Origin of the sequence: Streptomyces omiyaensis (assembly GCF_014650895.1) — a bacterium.
Classification (GTDB): domain Bacteria; phylum Actinomycetota; class Actinomycetes; order Streptomycetales; family Streptomycetaceae; genus Streptomyces; species Streptomyces omiyaensis.
The window spans coordinates 110999-130492 of sequence record NZ_BMVV01000019.1; the positions used below are offsets into that span (position 1 = coordinate 110999).

The 19494-nt window shown below is 75.5% G+C and carries 20 protein-coding genes; 8 read left to right on the forward strand and 12 right to left on the reverse strand.

The genetic code is table 11. From position 1 onward, the window contains the following. Positions 1-30 precede the first annotated feature (30 nt). Complete coding sequence (locus tag IE287_RS27080; protein WP_189851819.1) at positions 31-1209, forward strand: steroid 3-ketoacyl-CoA thiolase; 1179 nt, start codon at positions 31-33, stop codon at positions 1207-1209. A gap of 240 nt (positions 1210-1449) precedes the next feature. On the opposite strand, the gene IE287_RS27085 is transcribed toward IE287_RS27080, so the two are convergent. The 9 genes from IE287_RS27085 to IE287_RS27125 all read right to left on the reverse strand — a co-directional run bounded on the left by IE287_RS27085 (position 1450) and on the right by IE287_RS27125 (position 10741). Further along, positions 1450-1851 carry an aggregation-promoting factor C-terminal-like domain-containing protein gene (locus tag IE287_RS27085; RefSeq protein ID WP_189851820.1) on the reverse strand — a complete coding sequence of 134 codons (402 nt, stop codon included), beginning with the start codon at positions 1849-1851 and terminating at the stop codon, positions 1450-1452. Between the two features lie 305 nt (positions 1852-2156). Beyond that, entirely contained in the window at positions 2157-3014 is an 858-nt protein-coding gene (locus IE287_RS27090; RefSeq protein WP_189851821.1) for an ECF transporter S component, read from the reverse strand. After that, positions 3011-4846 carry an ABC transporter ATP-binding protein gene (locus tag IE287_RS27095; protein WP_189851822.1) on the reverse strand — a complete coding sequence of 612 codons (1836 nt, stop codon included), beginning with the start codon at positions 4844-4846 and terminating at the stop codon, positions 3011-3013. The genes IE287_RS27090 and IE287_RS27095 overlap by 4 nt, the downstream gene beginning before the upstream one ends. Further along, positions 4843-6111 (reverse strand): energy-coupling factor transporter transmembrane component T, encoded by a 1269-nt coding sequence (locus tag IE287_RS27100; protein ID WP_229883771.1) that lies wholly within the window; start codon positions 6109-6111, stop codon positions 4843-4845. The genes IE287_RS27095 and IE287_RS27100 overlap by 4 nt, the downstream gene beginning before the upstream one ends. Further along, complete coding sequence (locus IE287_RS27105) at positions 6108-6785, reverse strand: SCO2322 family protein (RefSeq protein ID WP_189851823.1); 678 nt, start codon at positions 6783-6785, stop codon at positions 6108-6110. The genes IE287_RS27100 and IE287_RS27105 overlap by 4 nt, the downstream gene beginning before the upstream one ends. Next, complete coding sequence (locus IE287_RS27110) at positions 6782-8041, reverse strand: SCO2321 family membrane protein (RefSeq protein ID WP_189851824.1); 1260 nt, start codon at positions 8039-8041, stop codon at positions 6782-6784. The genes IE287_RS27105 and IE287_RS27110 overlap by 4 nt, the downstream gene beginning before the upstream one ends. Before the next feature lie 371 nt (positions 8042-8412). Next, entirely contained in the window at positions 8413-9450 is a 1038-nt protein-coding gene (locus IE287_RS27115) for a Strvi_7410 family MBL fold metallo-hydrolase (protein WP_189851825.1), read from the reverse strand. Between the two features lie 63 nt (positions 9451-9513). Continuing rightward, complete coding sequence (locus IE287_RS27120; RefSeq protein WP_229883772.1) at positions 9514-10332, reverse strand: hypothetical protein; 819 nt, start codon at positions 10330-10332, stop codon at positions 9514-9516. Between the two features lie 10 nt (positions 10333-10342). Continuing rightward, positions 10343-10741 (reverse strand): putative type II toxin-antitoxin system PemK/MazF family toxin, encoded by a 399-nt coding sequence (locus IE287_RS27125; protein WP_189851826.1) that lies wholly within the window; start codon positions 10739-10741, stop codon positions 10343-10345. A 356-nt stretch (positions 10742-11097) separates the two neighbouring features. Between IE287_RS27125 and IE287_RS27130 the strand changes: the two genes are divergently transcribed. The 3 genes from IE287_RS27130 to IE287_RS27140 all read left to right on the forward strand — a co-directional run bounded on the left by IE287_RS27130 (position 11098) and on the right by IE287_RS27140 (position 13496). Further along, positions 11098-12558, forward strand: a complete 1461-nt coding sequence (locus IE287_RS27130; RefSeq protein WP_189851827.1) for an aldehyde dehydrogenase — start codon at positions 11098-11100, stop codon at positions 12556-12558. Continuing rightward, a complete protein-coding gene (locus tag IE287_RS27135; RefSeq protein WP_189851828.1) occupies positions 12558-12791 on the forward strand; it encodes a ferredoxin in 234 nt (77 codons plus the stop codon). Before IE287_RS27130 ends, IE287_RS27135 begins: the two co-directional genes overlap by 1 nt. Before the next feature lie 135 nt (positions 12792-12926). After that, a complete protein-coding gene (locus tag IE287_RS27140; protein ID WP_189851829.1) occupies positions 12927-13496 on the forward strand; it encodes a hypothetical protein in 570 nt (189 codons plus the stop codon). On the opposite strand, the gene IE287_RS27145 is transcribed toward IE287_RS27140, so the two are convergent. Continuing rightward, positions 13490-14125, reverse strand: a complete 636-nt coding sequence (locus IE287_RS27145) for a TetR family transcriptional regulator (protein WP_189851830.1) — start codon at positions 14123-14125, stop codon at positions 13490-13492. The two genes, IE287_RS27140 and IE287_RS27145, sit on opposite strands and share 7 nt — an antisense overlap. Positions 14126-14364: 239 nt before the next feature. On the opposite strand from IE287_RS27145, the gene IE287_RS27150 reads away from it, so the two are divergent. From IE287_RS27150 to IE287_RS27165, 4 genes are all read left to right on the forward strand, one after another. Further along, positions 14365-15681, forward strand: a complete 1317-nt coding sequence (locus tag IE287_RS27150) for a glycosyltransferase family 4 protein (protein WP_189851831.1) — start codon at positions 14365-14367, stop codon at positions 15679-15681. Positions 15682-15742: 61 nt separating this feature from the next. After that, entirely contained in the window at positions 15743-16507 is a 765-nt protein-coding gene (locus IE287_RS27155; RefSeq protein ID WP_189851832.1) for a class I SAM-dependent methyltransferase, read from the forward strand. Then, positions 16504-17595 (forward strand): prenyltransferase/squalene oxidase repeat-containing protein, encoded by a 1092-nt coding sequence (locus IE287_RS27160; protein WP_189851833.1) that lies wholly within the window; start codon positions 16504-16506, stop codon positions 17593-17595. The genes IE287_RS27155 and IE287_RS27160 overlap by 4 nt, the downstream gene beginning before the upstream one ends. Positions 17596-17682: 87 nt before the next feature. Then, a complete protein-coding gene (locus IE287_RS27165) occupies positions 17683-18231 on the forward strand; it encodes a hypothetical protein (protein ID WP_189851834.1) in 549 nt (182 codons plus the stop codon). 11 nt (positions 18232-18242) lie between these two features. Here the strand turns inward: IE287_RS27165 and IE287_RS27170 are convergent, their stop codons facing one another. Together IE287_RS27170 and IE287_RS27175 are read right to left on the reverse strand one after the other, a co-directional pair. Then, entirely contained in the window at positions 18243-18419 is a 177-nt protein-coding gene (locus tag IE287_RS27170; RefSeq protein WP_189851835.1) for a hypothetical protein, read from the reverse strand. A gap of 13 nt (positions 18420-18432) precedes the next feature. After that, complete coding sequence (locus IE287_RS27175; RefSeq protein WP_189851836.1) at positions 18433-19443, reverse strand: LLM class F420-dependent oxidoreductase; 1011 nt, start codon at positions 19441-19443, stop codon at positions 18433-18435. Positions 19444-19494: the final 51 nt, after the last annotated feature.

The window sequence follows — 19494 nt, forward strand, 5'->3', positions numbered from 1 at the left end:
ACCCCGTCCGGTCGAGGAGAGGACGAGCTCATGGCCGCGGAACCCGTCATCGTCGAAGCCGTACGCACCCCCATCGGCAAGCGCGGAGGCGCGCTCGCCAACCTCCATCCCGCCTACCTCCTGGGCGAGACCTACCGCGAACTCCTCGGCCGCACCGGCATCCCCGCCGACTGCGTCGAACAGATCGTCGGCGGCACCGTCACCCACGCCGGCGAGCAGTCCATGAACCCCGCCCGCACCGCCTGGCTCACCATGGGGCTGCCCTACGAGACCGCCGCCACCACCGTCGACGCCCAGTGCGGCTCCTCCCAGCAGGCGAGCCACATGACCGCCAACATGATCGCGGCCGGGGTCATCGACGTCGGCATCTCCTGCGGCGTCGAGGCCATGTCCCGCGTCCCGCTCGGCTCCGGCTCCAAGCACGGACCCGGCAAGCCCTTCCCCGACGAGTGGAACGTCGACCTGCCCAACCAGTTCGAGGCCGCCGAGCGGATCGCCCGCCGCCGCGGCCTGACCCGCGAGCGGGTCGACTCCCTCGGCGTCATCTCCCAGGAGCGGGCCGCCGTCGCCTGGTCCGAGGAGCGGTTCAAGCGCGAGACCTTCGCCGTCCAGGTCCCGACCACCGAGGAGGAGCAGCGCGCCGGACAGGGCATGTGGCGGCTGGTCGACCGCGACGAGGGGCTGCGCGACACCAGCATGGAGGGGCTCGCCCGGCTCAAGCCGGTCATGCCCACCGCGGTCCACACCGCGGGCAACTCCTCCCAGATCTCCGACGGCGCCTCCGCCGTGATGTGGGCCTCCAAGCGCATGGCCCGCGCCCTCAAGCTGCGCCCGCGCGCCCGGATCGTCGCCCAGGCGCTGGTCGGCGCCGACCCGCACTACCACCTCGACGGGCCCATCGACGCGACCCGCGCGGTCCTCGGCAAGGCCGGCATGTCCCTCCGGGACATCGACGTGGTCGAGATCAACGAGGCCTTCGCCTCGGTCGTGCTCAGCTGGGCGCAGGAGTTCGACAAGGAGCTCGACGGCCTGGAGAAGGTCAACGTCAACGGCGGCGCCATCGCCCTCGGCCACCCGGTCGGCGCGACCGGCGCCCGCCTGATCACCACCGCGCTGCACGAGCTGGAGCGGACCGACAAGGAGTTCGCGCTGGTCACGATGTGTGCCGGCGGCGCGCTCGCGACCGGCACCATCATCCAGCGCCTGTAGCGGGGGCCGCGCGGATCCGGCCCGCAGCCGGTGACGGGGCCCGCGGAAACCGATCCGCTGCCGGCGACGGGCCCCGTGGAGAACCGGCCCGGTGCCGGTGGCGGGCCCTCGCGGGAACCCGCTCCGGTGCCGGTGGCGTGCGCCGCGAAGACCTGGCAGGGGTGCCCGGGAAACGCCGCAGGCCCCGCCCCTCCGAGAGGAGGGCGGGGCCTTGCGGTGCGCGGAGCGGCGTGGTGACTCTCAGTACCAGCCGTTGGCCTGCCAGAACGCCCAGGCGGCGTTCGGGGAGCCGTAGCGCTCGTTCATGTAGTTGAGGCCCCACTTGATCTGGGTCGCGGGGTTGGTCTTCCAGTCGGAGCCGGCCGAGGACATCTTCGAGCCGGGCAGGGCCTGGACGAGGCCGTAGGCGCCGCTGGAGGAGTTGGTGGCCTTGAAGTTCCAGCCGGACTCGTGCGAGACGATCTTGCTGAAGGCGGAGTACTGAGAGGCGGGCACGATGTCACGGGCGAGCTCCTGCGGGCTGGCGGCCGAGGCCGTGCCCGTCGTGCCGAGGACCGCACCCGAGGCGCCGAGCAGCACGGCTGCGGTGGCGGCGAAGGACTTCTTGCGGGCGGCGGCACGAGTGGTGATCGAGCGGAACAAAACGTCTACCTAACGTCGGGGACTGGGGTCGCGCCGGGCGTCACGGCCGTTTCCGGCCGGTTCCGGCATGCCGGAACCAGGGCCTGGGGAACCCGGGAGCTGGGGGGAACCGGCCTGCCGCGGTGCTTCGCTGAGCACCTGCTGCCTGGCGACGTCCACTACAGAACCAAATCCCCGAGGGCGGTGCAACGACCCCCTGTACGAGGAAGGTTCGGACTCGGGGCGGGAGGACCCGGGACCCGGGATGTGGTGTTTTCGCAGCTCATCGCCGGTGATGGGCCTGTTCGGGGGGCCGTTCGCTCCTACTATTTCCGGTCGTACGTGACGTGGGTCCTATGAGGCGCCTCACCCGCGGACCCCTCTGCGGGCCCCTCGAATGTGACCTGGGCCTCGAAGTTCGCCCGCCGCGTGGCCCTGCGCAGCGCCCGCAGCAGCGGCCCGCCGACCGTGAGGGTGAGGACCACCGTGAGCACGGCCCGGCCCAGGTCCCAGCCGAGCGAGGTGGCGATCACGAAGGCCAGGAAGCGGACGAGGTTCTCGCCCGGCGGGGCCCCGGGGACGAAGGAGATCCCCTGCCCCAGGCCGCCGACCGTCACCCAGCCGTACAGATTGGTGACCGTGCCGTACGCGAACGCCGCCAGGAAGCCGTACGCGGCGAGCACCAGCCGCTCCGGCCGCCCCCGGACCCCCGCCGGCAGCAGCCCCGCGCCCATCGCGAACCAGCCCATCGCGAGCATCTGCGTCGGCATCCACGGCCCCACCCCGCCCGTGAGCAGCGCCGACGCGAACATCGTGACCGCCCCGAGCACGAAGCCGAAGCCCGGGCCGAGGACCCGGCCGCTCAGCACCATCAGGAAGAACATCGGCTCCAGGCCCGCCGTCCCCGCGCCCAGCGGGCGCAGCGCCGCCCCCACGGCGGCCAGCACCCCCAGCATCGCCACCGCCTTCGCGTCCATCCCGCAGTCCGCGATGGTCGCCACGACGACCGCGATGAGGAGGGGGAGGATCAGCGCGAAGAGCCAGGGCGCGTCGGCGGCGTGGTCGGTGACGGCGGAGCCGGCGTCCGCGAAGAGCGGCCAGCCGATGCCGATCAGGCCGACGAGGGAGACGAGGACGAGGGCGGCGACCGAGCGCGGCCCCAGCCGGACGGGACGGGTCCTCACGGGCGCAGCGCCTCCTCCACCTGCTCGACCGTGAGCCACGGCTCGGGCGCCAGGATCTTCGCGACCTGCGGGGCGAAGGCCGGGGAGGAGACGACGACCTCCGCCGTCGGGCCGTCCGCGACCACCTCCCCGCCCGCGACGATCACCACCCGGTCGGCCAGCTCCGCCGCGAGCTCCACGTCGTGGGTGGCCAGCACGATCGCGCGGCCCCCGGCGGCGAGCGCGCGCAGCCGGACGACCAGCCGGGCCTTCGCCGCGTAGTCCAGGCCCCGGGTCGGCTCGTCGAGGAGGACCAGCGGCGGGGCGGCGGTCAGCACCACGGCGAGTGCGAGCGCCAGCCGCTGCCCCTCGGACAGGTCCCGGGGGTGCGTGGCGTCGGCGACCCCCGGGACGAGCTCCGTCACCAGCGCCCGGCAGGTCCCCGGCGCGGCCCCCGCGTCCGCGTCGGCCGCCGCGCACTCCTCGCCGACGGTCTCCGCGTACAGCAGGTCCCTCGGCTCCTGGGGCACCAGGCCGACCCGGCGGATCAGCGTCCGGGGGTCGGTGGCGTGCGGGACGAGCCCGGAGACGCGGACCGACCCGGAGGTGGGGGCGATCATGCCGACGAGGGTGGAGAGCAGGGTGGACTTCCCGGCGCCGTTGCGGCCCATGAGCGCGATGGTCTCGCCGGGCGCGACCCGGAGGTCGACCCGGCGCAGCGCCTCGACCCGGCCGCGGCGGACGGCGAGCCGGTCGACGTCGAGGAGGGGGGCGCCGGCCCCGTCCGGGGCCCCGGGCGCGGGTGCGCGGCGCCCGCGGAAGAGGGGGAAGCCCCCGCCCCGCCCCTTCCCGGAAGCAGGGGCCCCGTCCCCGGACCCCCGTGCCCCGGACGCGGCCGGGGCCGAGACGCGGGGGTCGGCCCCGGGCCCCCGCGTCCCGGCCGGGGCCGGACCGTGCGGCGTCCGGGGACCGGGGTCCGGGACGGACCCCCGGTCCGGGGAAGGGACGGGGCGGGGGAGAGCCCCGGCGGGGTCCCGCTCCTCCCGCCGCCGCTCCAGCCGCGCCTTCAGGCCTCCCGCCCGCCGCCGCGCGTCCCGCACCGTCAGCGGCAGCGGCTCCCACCCGGCCAGCCGCCCGAGGGCGACCACCGGCGGGTGCACGGGCGAGACGGCCATGACCTCCGCCGGCGTGCCGAGGACGGCGTCCGGCAGCAGCAGGACGCGGTCGGCGTACTGCACGACCCGCTCCAGGCGGTGCTCGGCCATCAGGACCGTGGTGCCGAGGTCGTGGACGAGGCGCTGGAGCACCGCCAGCACGTCCTCGGCCGCCGACGGGTCCAGGGCGGAGGTCGGCTCGTCGAGGACGAGGACCTTCGGGTGGGTGGTCAGCACCGAACCGATCGCCACCCGCTGCTGCTGGCCGCCGGAGAGCGTCGCGATCGGCCGGTCCCGCAGCTCGGCGAGGCCCAGCAGGTCCAGGGTCTCCTCGACGCGCCGGCGCATCACCGCCGGGGCGAGGCCCAGGGACTCCATGCCGTAGGCGAGCTCGTCCTCGACGGTGTCGGTGACGAAGTGGGCGAGCGGGTCCTGCCCGACCGTGCCGACCAGATCGGCCAGCTCGCGCGGGTGGTGGGTCCGGGTGTCCCGCCCGTCCACCGTGACCCGGCCCGACAGCGTCCCGCCGGTGAAGTGCGGCACGAGACCGGAGACCGCCCCGAGCAGGGTCGACTTCCCGACCCCCGAGGGCCCGACCAGGAGCACCAGCTCCCCCTCCGGCACCGTGAGGTCGACCCCCCGCAGCGTGGGCCCGGCGGCGTCCTCGTACGTCACCGAGACGTTCTCGAAGCGGATCACGCGGACGACTCCTCGCGGGCGGGCGGTACGGGGGCGATGACGGCGGGCAGCAGACCGGGGAGGACCGACAGGGCCGGCCACAGCGGGAGCTCCGGGGCGGTCAGGGGCACGACGCCGGGGTGCAGCGCGTCCGGCGCGTAGGCGTTGGCCCGGATCATGAGGACGGCCACCGCGATGCCGGAGGCGGCGACCAGCCAGGAGCGGGGGCCGAAGCGGTCGGGGCGGTAGCGGGTGCGGACGCTGCGCCGCCCGCCCAGCCGGAGCCCCCCGACGGCCGCGGCCAGCCCGGCGGCGAGCAGCGGCAGCCCGTATCCGGCGCCCTGGGCGGCGAGCAGCCCGTACGAGCCGGCGCAGACGCCGAGGAGACCGCCGAGGGTGAGGACGTTCGTGGTGCGGCGGACGGCCGGCGGGACCCGGGCGGTGCGCCCGTATCCGCGCGCGTCCATCGAGGCGGCCACGGCGACGGACCGTTCCAGGGCGCCTTCGAGGACCGGGAGGCCGATGTGGAGGACCGCCCGCACCCCGCCGGCGGGCCGGCCGCGCAGCCGCCGGGCGGTGCGCAGCCGCACCACGTCCGCGACCAGGTTCGGCGCGAAGGTCATCGCCACGACGACCGCGACCCCCGCCTCGTACAGCGCCCCCGGCAGCGACTTCAGCAGCCGCGCCGGGTTGGCCAGCGCGTTCGCCGCGCCCACGCAGATCAGCAGGGCGGCCAGCTTGAGCCCGTCGTACAGGGCGAAGACCACCTGCTCGGCGGTGACCCTGCCGCCGAGCCGGATGCCCTGCGCCCACGCGGGCAGCGGCACCTCGGGCAGCGTGAACAGCACGTGGGTGCCGGGGATGGGGGAGCCGAGGGCGACGGAGAAGACGATCCGCAGGGCGACGACGAACAGGCCGAGCTTGACGAAGGCCCCGTAGGACCGGGCCCAGGGCGCGTCGGTGCGGCGCGCCGCGACCACGTATCCGGCGACGCCGACGATCAGTCCGAGCACCAGCGGGTTGGTCGTCCGGGAGGCGGCGACGGCCAGCCCCAGCGCCCACAGCCACCAGGCACCCGGATGCAGTGCGTTCCCCCGGTCGGCCACCGGTGCGAGCAGGCGCGCCCGCCACCCGGCGCGTCCGGCCGGGCCCGCCGTGCCGGGGGTGCGGGGGCCGGGGGCTCCGGTGGGGTCCGCGGGGTCGGCGGCGCGCCGGAGGGCTCGCGCGCTCCGGACGCCGGCCGGGCCGGCGGTGGGGTCCGCCGGGGTCTCGCTCGCCCGGGTCATGCGCGGCGGCGGGACTTCCAGACGGCCGCGGCGCCGAGGGCGAGGACGGCGCCGCCGCCGACGAGCAGGCCGAGCGACGGTCCGTCGCCGTCCTCCTCGGCCGCTGCGGGGGAGGTCCCCGGGGAGGCGGTGGCGCCGGTGGCGGGGGCCGGGTCGGCGACCGCCTCGCCGCAGCCGGTGCGCGGGTAGCCCGCGATGCCGCAGAGCATGGCGGCGCTGTCGTAGCGCAGCGGCGCGGCGACGGCCGCGAGGGCGTCCGCGCCGGTGCCGCTCTCGGCGATCCGGGCACAGCCCGTCGTCGGCGAGTCCTTCGGCGGGGTCTCGCCCGCGGGGGCGTCCTGCGGGGTGCCGAAGTCGACGACGACCGCGATCCGCTTGGTGCCGGCCTTCTTCCCGACGTCCGCGCAGACCGCGCCGAAGTCCGGCGCGGCGGTCGGCCTGGTCGCGTCGGCGGAGTCCTCGCTCAGTGCGAAGCGGAAGCCGATCGCGGCGCCGTCGGCGGGCCGGTCGGTCGCCGGGCCCTGGGTGGCGTAGGTCCACTTCCCGGCGTCGGCCTGCCAGTACGACCAGTACCGGTAGCCCGCGGCCTGGGCGGGGGCGGCCGCGCCGAGGGCGAGCAGCAGCCCGGCCGTCCCGGTGGCGAGCGCCCCGGCGGCCCGTCCGCGGCGCGTCACTTCTTGCGGCCGCTCAGGAGGAAGCCGATGCCGACGCCGACGACCATGCCGATGCCGATGATCCACCAGACGTCGAAGCCGAGGAACGAGTCCTCGTCCTCGTCCTCGGTGGAGGCGGCGGAGGTGTCGGGGGTCTTGGGCGCCGGGCCGGTCGCGTTCAGCGCCTCGACCAGGTCGACCTTGCCGAACTCGCGCGGGTCGGCCTCCATCGCGCGGGCGGCGAGGATCAGCTGCGCGTAGGCGGCGGGGCCGGACTCCTTCGCCCACGGGGCCGCGTTCTGCTCCAGCCACTGGAGCGCGGGCTCGGCGAGCCGGGCGGTGCCGGCGGCGGCGAGGGCGACGACGGCGTCGGCGGTGTTGCCGAAGTCGGGCTTCGGGTCGGTGTCGGTGGCGCCCGGCAGCGGCGGGGTGGTCAGGTGCCCGGTCTGCACGAGCGCCTTGGCCAGGTAGGAGGCGCCGTTGAGGGCGGCCCGCTCGACGGTCGGCTCGGAGAGGTCGACGCAGGTCGGGGCCTGCGGCGGGGTGGCCTTCACGGCGGTGATGCCCTTGCCGAGCCCGGCGAGGGTGGCGGCGGCGGTCGCGTCCGCGTTGGCGAGCAGCTCGCCCTCCTTGTCCGGCTGGTACGCGAAGGCGCCGGGGCCCTCGTCCTCGGAGCAGGGCAGCGCGAGCGCGAGCAGCGCGTCGTAGGGGGTGCGGCCCTCGGCCGAGGTGTAGGAGCCGGGCTTCACGCCGGACGCGGCGAGGGCGCTGACGACGATCGAGGTGGAGTTGGCGTCGCTGGGGCCGCCGGGGGTGTAGCTCCAGCCGCCGTCCTTGTTCTGCACGCCGCGCAGCCAGCCGTAGCCGGACGTGACCGCGGTGTCGATCTTCGTCGGGTCGGCGGCCTCGCGGCGGACGGCGCCGAGCGCCTGGAGGGCGACGGCGGTGGCGTTGGAGTCCCGCATCGTCGTGGCGTCGCAGGGCTTCGTGGTGTCCGCGCGGTAGGAGGCGAAGGAACCGTCCGCGCACTGCTGGCCGAGCAGCCAGTCCACCGCCGTGTCGGCCGGCTGGTAGCCGGTGGCGCGCTGGGCGAGGAAGGCGAGCGACTGGCGCCAGACGCCGTCGTAGGTCGGGTCGCCCTTGCCGTACAGGCCGGGCGGGAGCGCGGCGGCGGAAGCGCTCGGCGAGGGTGCGGCGGCGGCGGTGCCGGTCGCGGCGGTGCTGAGCACGGCTGCCGCTGCGGTGAGCGCGGCGGCGGCGCGACGGACGCTGATCATGGTTGCCTCTCGTGCGGGCACCGGACACCGGTGCCCCCCGGGGGCCCGCGTCCGGCGCCGTATTCCTCGACGGTGCCGGCGCTCACGTCCCGGGGCAGGGCGTTCCGGCTCCGTGCACGGGGCACGTCACGGTTGCGGGTCAGCGCCGGATTCGCACCGGCTTTCCCCTGCTCGGGCATGAAGACGACCGGCCCACTGTACCGGCCTCCGGAGCCGCCGCCCCGGGCGTGCGAGCCGCGTCACACCGCCGTGCGCCCGGCCCCCGCGGCGGCGTGCGCCGCGGCCGTCCGCGCCTCGCCGGCCGCCCCGCGGCGGCGTGCGCCACCGCCCTCCGCGTCTCGCCGGCGCCGCGGGCCGCCGTCCCCCGTGCCTCACACGGCGACGTACGCCACCGGCTCCGTCCCCGTCAGGGCCTCCGCGCGGCCCAGCTTCACCAGGCGGCGGATGTGGGCCTCGGCCTCGCTGACGGCGATGTTGCGGGAGCCGTACGGGATGCGGTCCCAGGGCCGGTTCCACTCCATCCGCTCCGCGAGCTGCCACGGGGTGAGAGGGGTGGTGAGCAGGGCGAGGAGCCCGGCGAGCCGCTCCTCGTGGTGGTCGAGGAGCTCGCGGACCCGGCCGGCGGCGTCGGCGAAGGCGTGCTGGTGGGCGGGGAGGACCTCGGCGACACCGAGCCGGCCGATGCGCTCCAGGGAGTCGAGGTAGTCGCCGAGGGGGTCCGTGACCGTGGCGTCGTCGGGGTCCTCGTACAGCCCGATGTGCGGGGAGATCCCCGGGAGCAGGTGGTCGCCGGAGAAGAGCCGGCCGTGGCCGGCCAGGCCCGCCGGGTGCTCCTCCTCCAGGTGGAGGCAGACGTGGCCGGGGGTGTGTCCGGGGGTCCAGACGGCGCGGAGCCGCCGTCCGGCGAGGCCGAGGAGTTCGCCGGGGACGATCTCCCGGTCGGGCAGGGCGGCGCCGAGGCCGGGCAGGGTCCGCATCCGGCCGCCGGAGCGGGCGGCGCGCAGCGGCGCGAGGTGGTCCTCGGGAGCGCCGGCGGCGGCGAGCTTGCGGGCGAGGTAGTCGAGCCAGGTGCCGGGGTCGGACTCGCGGGTGCGGCGGACGACGGCGGTGTCGGCGGCGTGCATGGCGATCCAGGCCCCGGAGGCCTCCCGGACCCGGCCGGAGAGTCCGTGGTGGTCGGGGTGGTGGTGGGTGATGACGACGCCGTGGACGTCGCCGATGCCGATCCCCAGCGCGCCGAGCCCGTCGTTCAGCTCGGTCCAGGAGTCGGGGTCGTCCCATCCGGTGTCGACGAGGACCGGCCCGCGGTCGGTGTCGAGGACGTGGACCAGGGTGTGCCCCAGCGGGTTGTCCGGGATCGGCACCCGCAGCGACCAGACGCCTCCGCCGTGCTCGGTCACCTGCGTCATGAGCGTCCCCATCTCTCCCGCGCGGTAAGGCTGTTGCCCATCATAGCCAGAACTGACTATCCGTCAGAACGATCCGCGGTGCGCCGGATCGCCCCTCCGGCGGACCGGGTCCGGGAGCCGCCGCCGGTTGTCGCCGGCCACCCCCGGCCCCCCGTCGCGCGGCCGGCGGGCCGGGCGGGCGCGGTGCGCGGGTGCCCGCTCCCGGCGTTCTCGGCCGGCGCCGTCCTCGACGCCTCCTCGCAGGCCCCACTCGTCCGAGCCGGAAGAGACCAGCGCGGTGCGGCCCCGGGGGAAGGGGAGGGCCTCGGCCTCGCCCGTGTGGACCGCCACCGGCGAGTCGGCTCCTCGCCACCAGGTGTCGGCCAGTCCCCTCGCCTCGGGCACCGGCTCGAACCCGTCCGGCACGACGCCGCCGACGTCGTCGCCGGTGACCTTGACGATCCGCTCCGCCCACAGGGAGGCGTGGCGGGCCGGCGCGAGGGACTCCACCCAGCCCTCGACGGTGGCGCGGAGGGGCACCCACCGGTCCGAGCGGATGCCGAACTCGCCGGACGGCCCGATCCTGAACCCGTACGGGACCGAGCTCCTCTGCGTCCCGGCCTCGAACCACCATCCTCCGGATCCGGAGCCCTCGGGGGAGTCCGCGGCGAGGTGCCTCGGGCCGCCCTCGTACCGGGACGCGGGAGGGAGGACCAGGCCGCCCCGGCGTTCCTGGTGCGCCGCCATCCGGTCGACGACCGCCGCCGGGACGTCCCGTTCGAGCCACCACCGTCTGTGGTCCTCGGCGTGCCTGACGCCGACCTTGACCCCGTGCGCCCGGACGAAGGCCCGGGCGCGGCCGGTCAGGCCGTCGGGCACGTCGCCGAAGAGGTCGGGATCCACCGGAAGGACGCTACAGGGCGGCCCGGGCCGGACCGCTCCCGCCCGGGACCGCCCGCGCCGTCGCGGGTGCCGGTTCCCGTGCCTGTCCGGCGAGGCGGAGGGCGTCGTCGATCCCGTCGAGCTTCGCCGGGGGCAGGGCGGCCGCCCGCTCCAGCAGGTCGTCCCGGGACACCGTGGTCGGCCACGTGCACGGGGCGAGGCCCGGGCGCGGGAGCGCGAGCCGCAGCACGCCCTCGAAGGGCAGTCCCTCGGCGGTGCCGACCGTCACCTCGATGCCGAGGCCGGCGAGGTCGACGCCGGCCGGGGCGACGACCTGCATCACCCGGATCCCGGACGCGTCGTCCCCCGACAGCAGGACGACCGGCCTCCGCTCGTCGAACAGGACCCACCAGACTTCGCCGCGTCGCACAAGTCCTCCGGAGGCGGGGCGGCAGGGGGACGCCGTGCGCCCCTGCCGCGCTGTGGAGACGGGTGCGGCCGCCGTCGGTCACCGGTGTGCGAGGACCGGGACCGTGCGGCGGGCGCGGCTCACAGCGTAGGACCCGCCCGTCGGCGGGCGGGGTTCGGGGGCCGACGGCCCGGATCGCGGGCGGGGCCCGGAGCGCGCGGGCCGCCGTCCGTCCCGTCGGACGGCCCGGGCGGCCCGGGCGGCGTGACGGCGGGAAAGCCGCTGGTCGGGCCGGTTCGGTCCTGGGTATGGCCAAGTATAACTAGAACTGATATCAGTTCTGAAACATCGTCAGATACTCCCGGGAGGCGACCGGCATGACCGAGCTGGTGGAGCACGGAAAGCTGTTCATCGGCGGGGAGTTGACCGATCCCCTCGGCGACGCCGCCATCGAGGTGGTCTCGCCGCACACCGAGGAGGTCATCGGACGCGTCCCGCACGCCTCCCGCGCCGACGTCGACCGGGCCGTCGCGGCCGCCCGCCGGGCCTTCGACGAGGGGCCCTGGCCGCGGATGGGCCTGGAGGAGCGGATCGAGGTCGTCTCCCGGATCAAGGACGCCATCGCCGTCCGGCACGAGGAGCTGGCCCGCTCGATCAGCGCGCAGAACGGCTCCCCGTACTCCTGGTCCGTCCTCGCCCAGGCGCTCGGCGCGATGATGGTGTGGGACTCGGCGATCACGGTGGCCCGCGGCTTCGTCTTCGAGGAGCGGCGCGACGGGGTCCTCGGCCCGCTCCTGGTGCGGCGCGAGCCGGTCGGGGTGGTCGCCGCCGTCGTGCCGTGGAACGTGCCGCAGTTCACCGCCGCCGCCAAGCTGGGTCCGGCGCTGCTCGCCGGCTGCACCGCGGTGCTCAAGCCCTCGCCGGAGTCGCCGCTCGACTCGTACCTCCTCGGCGAGATCGCCGCCGAGGCCGGGCTGCCCGAGGGCGTGCTGTCGATCCTGCCCGCCGACCGCGAGGTCAGCGAGTACCTGGTCGGGCACCCCGGCGTCGACAAGGTCTCCTTCACCGGCTCGGTCGCCGCCGGCAGGCGGGTGATGGAGGTCGCCTCCCGCAACCTCACCCGCGTCACCCTCGAACTCGGCGGCAAGTCGGCCGCGGTGATCCTCCCGGACGCCGACGTGGCCACCGCCGTCGCCGGGATCGTCCCGGCCGCCTGGATGAACAACGGGCAGGCGTGCGTGGCCCAGACCCGGATCCTCGCCCCGCGCTCCCGGTACGAGGAGATCGCCGAGGCGCTGTCCGCCGCGGCCTCCGCGCTCGTCGTCGGCGACCCGCTCGACCCGGCCACCCAGCTCGGCCCGCTCGTCGCCCGCCGCCAGCAGCAGCGCTCGCTCGACTACATCGGCATCGGGCAGGCGGAGGGCGCGAAGCTCCTCACCGGCGGCGGCCGCCCCGACGGCCTCGACCGCGGCTGGTACGTCGAGCCGACCCTCTTCGGCGACGTCGACAACTCCATGCGGATCGCCCGCGAGGAGATCTTCGGCCCGGTCGTCTGCCTCCTGCCGTACGGGGACGAGGCCGAGGCCCTGCGGATCGCGAACGACTCCGAGTACGGCCTCAGCGGGAGCGTCTGGACCGGCGACGTCGAGCACGGCGTCGACTTCGCCCGGCAGGTCCGCACCGGCACCTTCAACGTCAACACCTTCAGCCTCGACATGCTCGGCCCCTTCGGCGGCTACAAGAACTCCGGCCTGGGCCGCGAGTTCGGTCCCGAGGGGCTCTCCGAGTACCTGGAGCACAAGATGATCCACCTGCCGGCCGGCTACGGGGACCACTGATGGGCGACCGCTGGCACGTGGAGGTCGACCGGGGCGTCTGCATCGGCTCGGGCATGTGCGTGAACCACGCCCCGGACGGCTTCCGCCTCGACACCGCCCGCCAGTCCCATCCGACGGCCCCCGAGGCCGACGCGGGCGAGCGCCTGCTCGCGGCGGCGGAGGGCTGTCCGGTCGAGGCCATCCTCCTCACCCTCGCCGACGGCGGGGAGCCGGTGTACCCGCCGGAGGAGTAGCCCGCCGGGGGAGCGCCCCGCCCGGGAGCGCCTCGTCCGAGGGGCGCTCCGCCCGGGGGCGGCCCGTCGGCGGCCGTGGCACCCTCCTCCCCTGATCGCGGGGCGACCGGCCCCGTGACCTGGGAGGGGGCGCGCGTGCAGGGCGAGGGACGGGCCGCTTCGGCGGCCCTGGCGATGGCGATCCCGCTCGCCGCCGGGTGCGGGGCCGCCGCCGGGGAGGCCGCGGGCTTCGGCCGGGACGCCGTGCGGAGCGAGATCCGGACGGCCGTCGACGGCGCGGGGATGCCGGAGTCGGAGCTGCCGGGGCCGGGGGAGGAGACCGGCACGGCGAGCCCGGCGACGGAGCGGGAGCGGCTCGCCGTGCGCGCCGCCGCCCGCTCCACCGGCCGGCAGTACGTCGGCCCTCCCGTGGACGGTGCGCGCGGGAAGTGCGACAGGACCCTGACGGGGCCGGCCGGTGTGGGCCGGAAGGAGTCGGGGAAGCGGTTCGAGCAGCCGGTCGGCGAGAAGGGCGACGGCACCGCGGTGCGGGTCGTGCTCGAGAAGGAGGGATGGACCCTCCGCGCCCGGTACAACCCCTCGCGTGCGCTGGGGGTGGACATCCTCTCCTTCACCGCCACGGAGGACGCGTGCGTGCAGCAGTTCACCGAGCAGGAGGCCGCCCTCCTCTCCGGCGACGGGGCCGAGGAGGACGCCGGTCACTGACGGGCGGCGGTCCGCTCCGGGGCCGTCAGGTCGATCAGGCGGCAGACCGTCTCGATGTCGATCTTCACCTGGGCGATCGAGGCGCGCCCCGAGAGCCAGGTGATGAGGGCCGAGTGCCAGGTGTGCTCGATGACGCGGACGGCCGAGAGCTGTTCCGGCGTCGGCTGCGCGGCACCCATCGCGTCCAGGATGATCGCCGTCGTCAGCCGCGAGACCGTGTCGACCTCGGGGCTGACGCTGCGGTCGGCGAAGGTCAGCGCCCGGACCATCGCGTCGGCGAGCTGCGGTTCGCGCTGGAGGGCGCGGAAGGCCCGCATCAGGGTCTCCGCGACCCGCTCGGCGGGGGCGGCGCCGCCGGGGGGCCGCTTCCTGAGCGTGGTGTGCATGTGCTGGAGCTGGTCCTGCATGGTCGCGACGAGCAGGTGCACCTTGGAGGGGAAGTAGCGGTAGAGCGTGCCGAGGGCGACCCCGGCCGCCTCCGCGACCTCCCGCATCTGCACCGCGTCGAAGCCGCCGCGGGCGGCGAGCTGGGCGCTGGCGTCGAGGATGCGGCGCCGGCGCGCCTCCTGTCGCTCCGTCAGCGGCGGCGTGGCGGAGGGGCGGTGGTCCGCTCTGCTCTCTGCGGTCATCGGGGTCCCGTTCCGTGCGGTGGGGAGCGCCAGTATGGCGGAGGACGGCCGTGGCGCGAACCTCCGCGGCCGGGTGGCGCGAATCACCTGGTCCGGCACTCACACGGAAGCTACCTGCCGGTAGATTCGGTGCCTCTCGAAGGTTCGAGGGGTGTCGAGAACGATCAAGTCTGTAACTTGTTCTACATTAGCGCGAGCGGTTACGCTCGCGCGAAACGCACGTTCGAAGGGGGTCGCGCATGACCGCTGAGGCCATAGAGGCAAGCCCCCGACAGGGTGCCGCCCCGTCCGGTGACGGTCCGTTGCGGATCGCTCTCCTCACGTACAAGGGGAACCCCTTCTGCGGCGGCCAGGGCGTCTACGTCCGCCACCTCTCCCGCGAGCTGGCCCGGCTGGGCCACACCGTCGAGGTCTTCGGCTCGCAGCCGTACCCGACCCTCGACGAGGGCGTCACGCTCAGCGAGATCGCCAGCCTCGACCTCTACCGCCAGCCCGACCCCTTCCGGACGCCGAAGCGCGAGGAGTACCGGGACTGGATCGACGCGCTGGAGGTCGCCACCATGTGGACCGGCGGCTTCCCCGAGCCGCTGACCTTCTCGCTGCGGGCCCGGCGCACCCTCGCCGCCCGCGCCGGCGACTTCGACGTCGTCCACGACAACCAGACCCTCGGGTACGGCCTCCTCGGCGGACCCCGCGCGCTCGGCGCCCCGCTGGTCACCACGATCCACCACCCCATCACCGTCGACCGGCAGCTGGAGCTCGACGCCGCCGCCGACTGGAAGCGCCGCGCCTCCGTCCGCCGCTGGTACGGCTTCACCCGCATGCAGAAGCGGGTGGCCCGCCGGCTCCCGTCCGTCCTCACCGTCTCCGGCACCTCCCGCCAGGAGATCGTCGAGCACCTCGGCGTCCGCGAGGACCGGATCCGCGTCGTGCACATCGGAGCCGACACCGAGCTGTGGTCCCCGGACCCGTCGGTCGCCGAGGTCCCCGGCCGGATCGTCACCACCTCCAGCGCCGACGTCCCCCTCAAGGGCCTGGTCTTCCTCATCGAGGCGCTGGCCAAGCTCCGCACCGAGCGGCCCGACGCGCACCTCGTCGTCGTCGGCAAGCGAGCCGAGGACGGCCCCGTCGCCCAGGCCATCGAGCGGTACGGACTCGACGGCGCCGTCCGCTTCGTCAAGGGCATCAGCGACGCCGAGCTCGTCGACCTCTACCGCTCCGCCGAGGTCGCCTGCGTCCCCTCCCTCTACGAGGGCTTCTCGCTGCCCGCCGCCGAGGGCATGGCCACCGGCACCCCGCTCGTCGCCACCACCGGCGGCGCGATCCCCGAGGTCGCCGGACCCGACGGCGAGACCTGCCTCGCCGTGCCGACCGGCGACGCGGGCGCGCTGGCCGCCGCGCTCGACCGGATGCTCGGCGACCCCGAGCTGCGGGCCCGCCTCGGCGCCGCGGGCCGCGCCCGGGTCCTGGACCGCTTCACCTGGGCCCGCGCGGCCCAGGGCACCGCCGAGCTCTACCGGGAGGCCCTGGCCCGCCAGGGCGCCCGCCGCCGCTGACCGCCGATCCCCCCGCGCTCCGCGCACCCCCCCGCACCCGCCACTCGGAAGGGCAGACCCCGTGCTGACCGTCGACTTCACCCGCTTCCCGCTCGCCCCCGGCGACCGCGTGCTCGATCTGGGCTGCGGTGCGGGCCGGCACGCCTTCGAGTGCTACCGGCGCGGCGCCCAGGTCGTGGCCCTCGACCGGAACGGCGAGGAGATCCGCGAGGTCGCCAAGTGGTTCGCCGCCATGAAGGAGGCCGGCGAGGCCCCGGCCGGCGCCACCGCCACGGCGATGGAGGGCGACGCGCTCAACCTGCCCTTCCCCGACGAGTCCTTCGACGTCGTCATCATCTCCGAGGTCATGGAGCACATCCCGGACGACAAGGGCGTGCTCGCCGAGATGGTCCGCGTCCTCAAGCCGGGCGGCCGGATCGCGATCACCGTCCCCCGCTACGGCCCCGAGAAGATCTGCTGGGCGCTCTCCGACGCGTACCACGAGGTCGAGGGCGGCCACATCCGCATCTACAAGGCGGACGAGCTGCTGTCCAAGATCCGCCAGGCCGGCCTCAAGCCGTACGGCACCCACCACGCGCACGCCCTCCACGCGCCGTACTGGTGGCTGAAGTGCGCCTTCGGCGTCGACAACGACAAGGCGCTGCCGGTCCGGGCGTACCACAAGCTCCTGGTCTGGGACATCATGAAGAAGCCCGCCCTGACCCGGGTCGCCGAGCAGCTGCTCAACCCGGTCGTCGGCAAGAGCTTCGTCGCCTACGCCACCAAGCCCCACCTCCCGAAGGCCGCCGCCACCGACGGTGCCGCCACCGCGGACGCGGCCCGGTGACCTCTCCCGAGCGGATCGCCGAGCACCTCGTCCTGCCCGGGGTGCTCACCGCCGAGCAGGCCGCCGGCACCGTCGCGGGCATCCTCGCCGCCCAGCGCGAGGACGGCGCCATCCCGTGGTTCCGGGGCCACCACCTCGACCCGTGGGACCACACCGAGGCCGCCATGGCCCTGGACGCGGCCGGCGAGCACGAGGCCGCGGCCCGCGCCTACGCCTGGCTCGCCCGCCACCAGAACGCCGACGGCTCCTGGTACGCGGCCTACCAGGACGGCGACCCGGACGACGTCACCGACCGCGGCAAGGAGTCCAACTTCACCGCGTACATAGCCGTCGGCGTCTGGCACCACTACCTGTCGACCGGCGACGACGCCTTCCTCGACCGGATGTGGCCGGTCGTCTACGCGGCGGTCGAGTTCGTCCTCGGTCTCCAGCAGCCCGGCGGCCAGATCGGCTGGAAGCGCGAGGCCGACGGCACCCCCGTCGCCGACGCCCTCCTCACCGGCTCCTCCTCGGTCCACCACGCGCTGCGCTGCGCCCTCGCCGTCGCCGACGCCCGCGAGGAACCGCAGCCCGACTGGGAGCTGGCGGCCGGCGCCCTCGCCCACGCGATCCGGCGCCACCCCGAGCGCTTCCTCGACAAGGCGCGCTACTCGATGGACTGGTACTACCCGGTCCTCGGCGGCGCCGTCACCGGCGCCGAGGCCAAGGCCCGCATCGACGGCCGCTGGGACGAGTTCGTCGTCCCCGGCCTCGGCGTCCGCTGCGTCGTCCCCAACCCGTGGGTCACCGGCGGCGAGAGCTGCGAGCTCGCCCTCGCCCTCTGGGCCACGGGCGAGTCCGACCGCGCCCTCACCGTCCTCCAGGACATCGGCCACCTGCGGGCCGCGAACGGCCTCTACTGGACGGGGTACGTCTACGAGGGGGCGGACGGCCACGAGCCGGCCGTCTGGCCCGAGGAGCAGACCACCTGGACGGCGGGCTCCCTCCTCCTCGCCGTCGCGGCGCTCGGCGGCGAACAGGCCACCGTCGCCGTCTTCGGCGGCGAGACCCTCCCGGTCGGCCTGGACCCCGACTGCTGCGGGGAGTGACCGGGCGCACCCGGTCGGGGCACCCGGATGGCGGGGCGCCGGGGGGCGGGTGAGGCTGGCGGAACCAGTCCCCAGGGAGGTTCCGCTGTGCCCAGAAGCCTGACCCGCGGCGTCGCCGCGCTGCTGATGTCCTGCGCGCTGCTGTTCACCACGGCCGCGTGCGGGGCCGACACCACCCAGAGCGTGAGCACGGCCTCCAGCCCCTCGGCGTCGAGCACCTTCGAGCAGCAGAAGCTCGCCAAGACCCGGTTCGTCGCGAACGCCGGGCTCGCCGCCGGCGCCGCCTACCAGTGGATCGTGAAGCCCTACCGGGCGGGCACGTTCAAGAAGGGCGCGGACGGGCGCACCTTCGCGCTCGTCAAGGCCGGACTCGCGGGCGCCTTCACCTACAACCGGCTCAAGGCCGCGGTGAACAACGCCAAGGGCGACCCGCTGCTCTCCAAGGCGGTGGCCCCGCTCTCCGCCGGCATCGAGTCCCTGAAGGAGCTGGGGACCAAGCTCCGCAAGGGCGAGATCGACGCCGCGGACGTGGGCGGCCTGGAGGGCGTCATCAACGGCATCAAGGACGCCGGGAAGTCGGCCGGCGCCGAGGTCGTCGACAAGGTCCCCTCGGCCTCCCAGCTCGGCGGCGGCTGAGCCGGCGCGCCTCACGCGGGGACGGCGGCCGGGCCGGCCGGCGCCGGGCGGTCCGCGTACCCCTCCGCGCCGCCGGTGCACACCAGGCCCCCGTCCCGCAGCGGGTTGAGCGGCGCGCCGGTGCGCAGCCGCTCCACCGCGTCGGGGTCGGCCGGGAACGGGCGGCCCGGCGAGGGCGCGACGGACACGCCCGGAGCGCGGTCAGCCGTTCAGTTCCGCCAGGGTCCGCAGGGTCTCCCGGTCGGGCGCGGTCACCAGCAGCTCCGTCACCGGGCCCGTCCGCCAGTCGGCGAGCCGTTCCGCGATCCGCTCGCGGGGGCCGACCAGGGAGATCTCGTCGGCGAAGGCGTCCGGGACGGCGAGGACGGCCTCCTCGCGGCGCCCCTCGGCGAAGAGGCCCTGGACGTGGCGGGCCTCCGCCTCGTACCCCATGCGCGCCATCAGGTCGGCGTGGAAGTTGCGGGTCGCGTGCCCCATGCCGCCGATGTAGAAGCCGAGCATCGCCTTGACCGGCAGCAGGCCCTTCGTCACGTCGTCGCAGACCTGGGCGCGGACCATCGGGGCGACCCGGAAGCCGTCCGGGAGCCGCTCCGGGAGGGCGTACACCTCCCGCCAGCGGGTGGGCGACCAGTAGAGCGGCAGCCAGCCGTCGGCGATCTCCAGCGTCTGCGCGATGTTCCTCGGCCCCTCCGCGCCCAGCAGCACGGGCAGGTCCGCGCGGAGCGGGTGGGTGATCGGCTTGAGGGGCCGGCCGAGGCCGGTGCCGTCCTCGCCGGCGTACGGGAAGGAGTAGTGGCGCCCGTCGAGGCGCACCGGCGCCTCGCGGCGCAGCACCTGGCGGATCACCTCCACGTACTCGCGGGTGGCGGTCAGCGGGGAGCGGGGGAAGGGGCGGCCGTACCAGCCCTCCACCACCTGCGGCCCGGAGAGTCCGAGGCCGAGCCGCATCCGGCCGCCCGACAGGTGGTCGAGGGTCAGCGCCTGCATCGCCGTCGCGGTCGGCGTGCGGGCGGCCATCTGGGCCACCGCCGTCCCGAGTCCGATCCGGTCGGTGTGCGCGGCGATCCAGGTGAGGGCGGTGAAGGCGTCCGAGCCCCAGGCCTCCGCCGTCCACACCGAGTCGTAGCCCAGCCGCTCCGCCTCGCGCGCGAGCTCCAGGTGGGCGGGGGAGGGGCCGCGGCCCCAGTAGCCGAGTGCGAGTCCCAGGCGCATGACCGGACTCCCTTCTGATTCTGACGACCTGTCAGATCGGGTTCCGGGGGA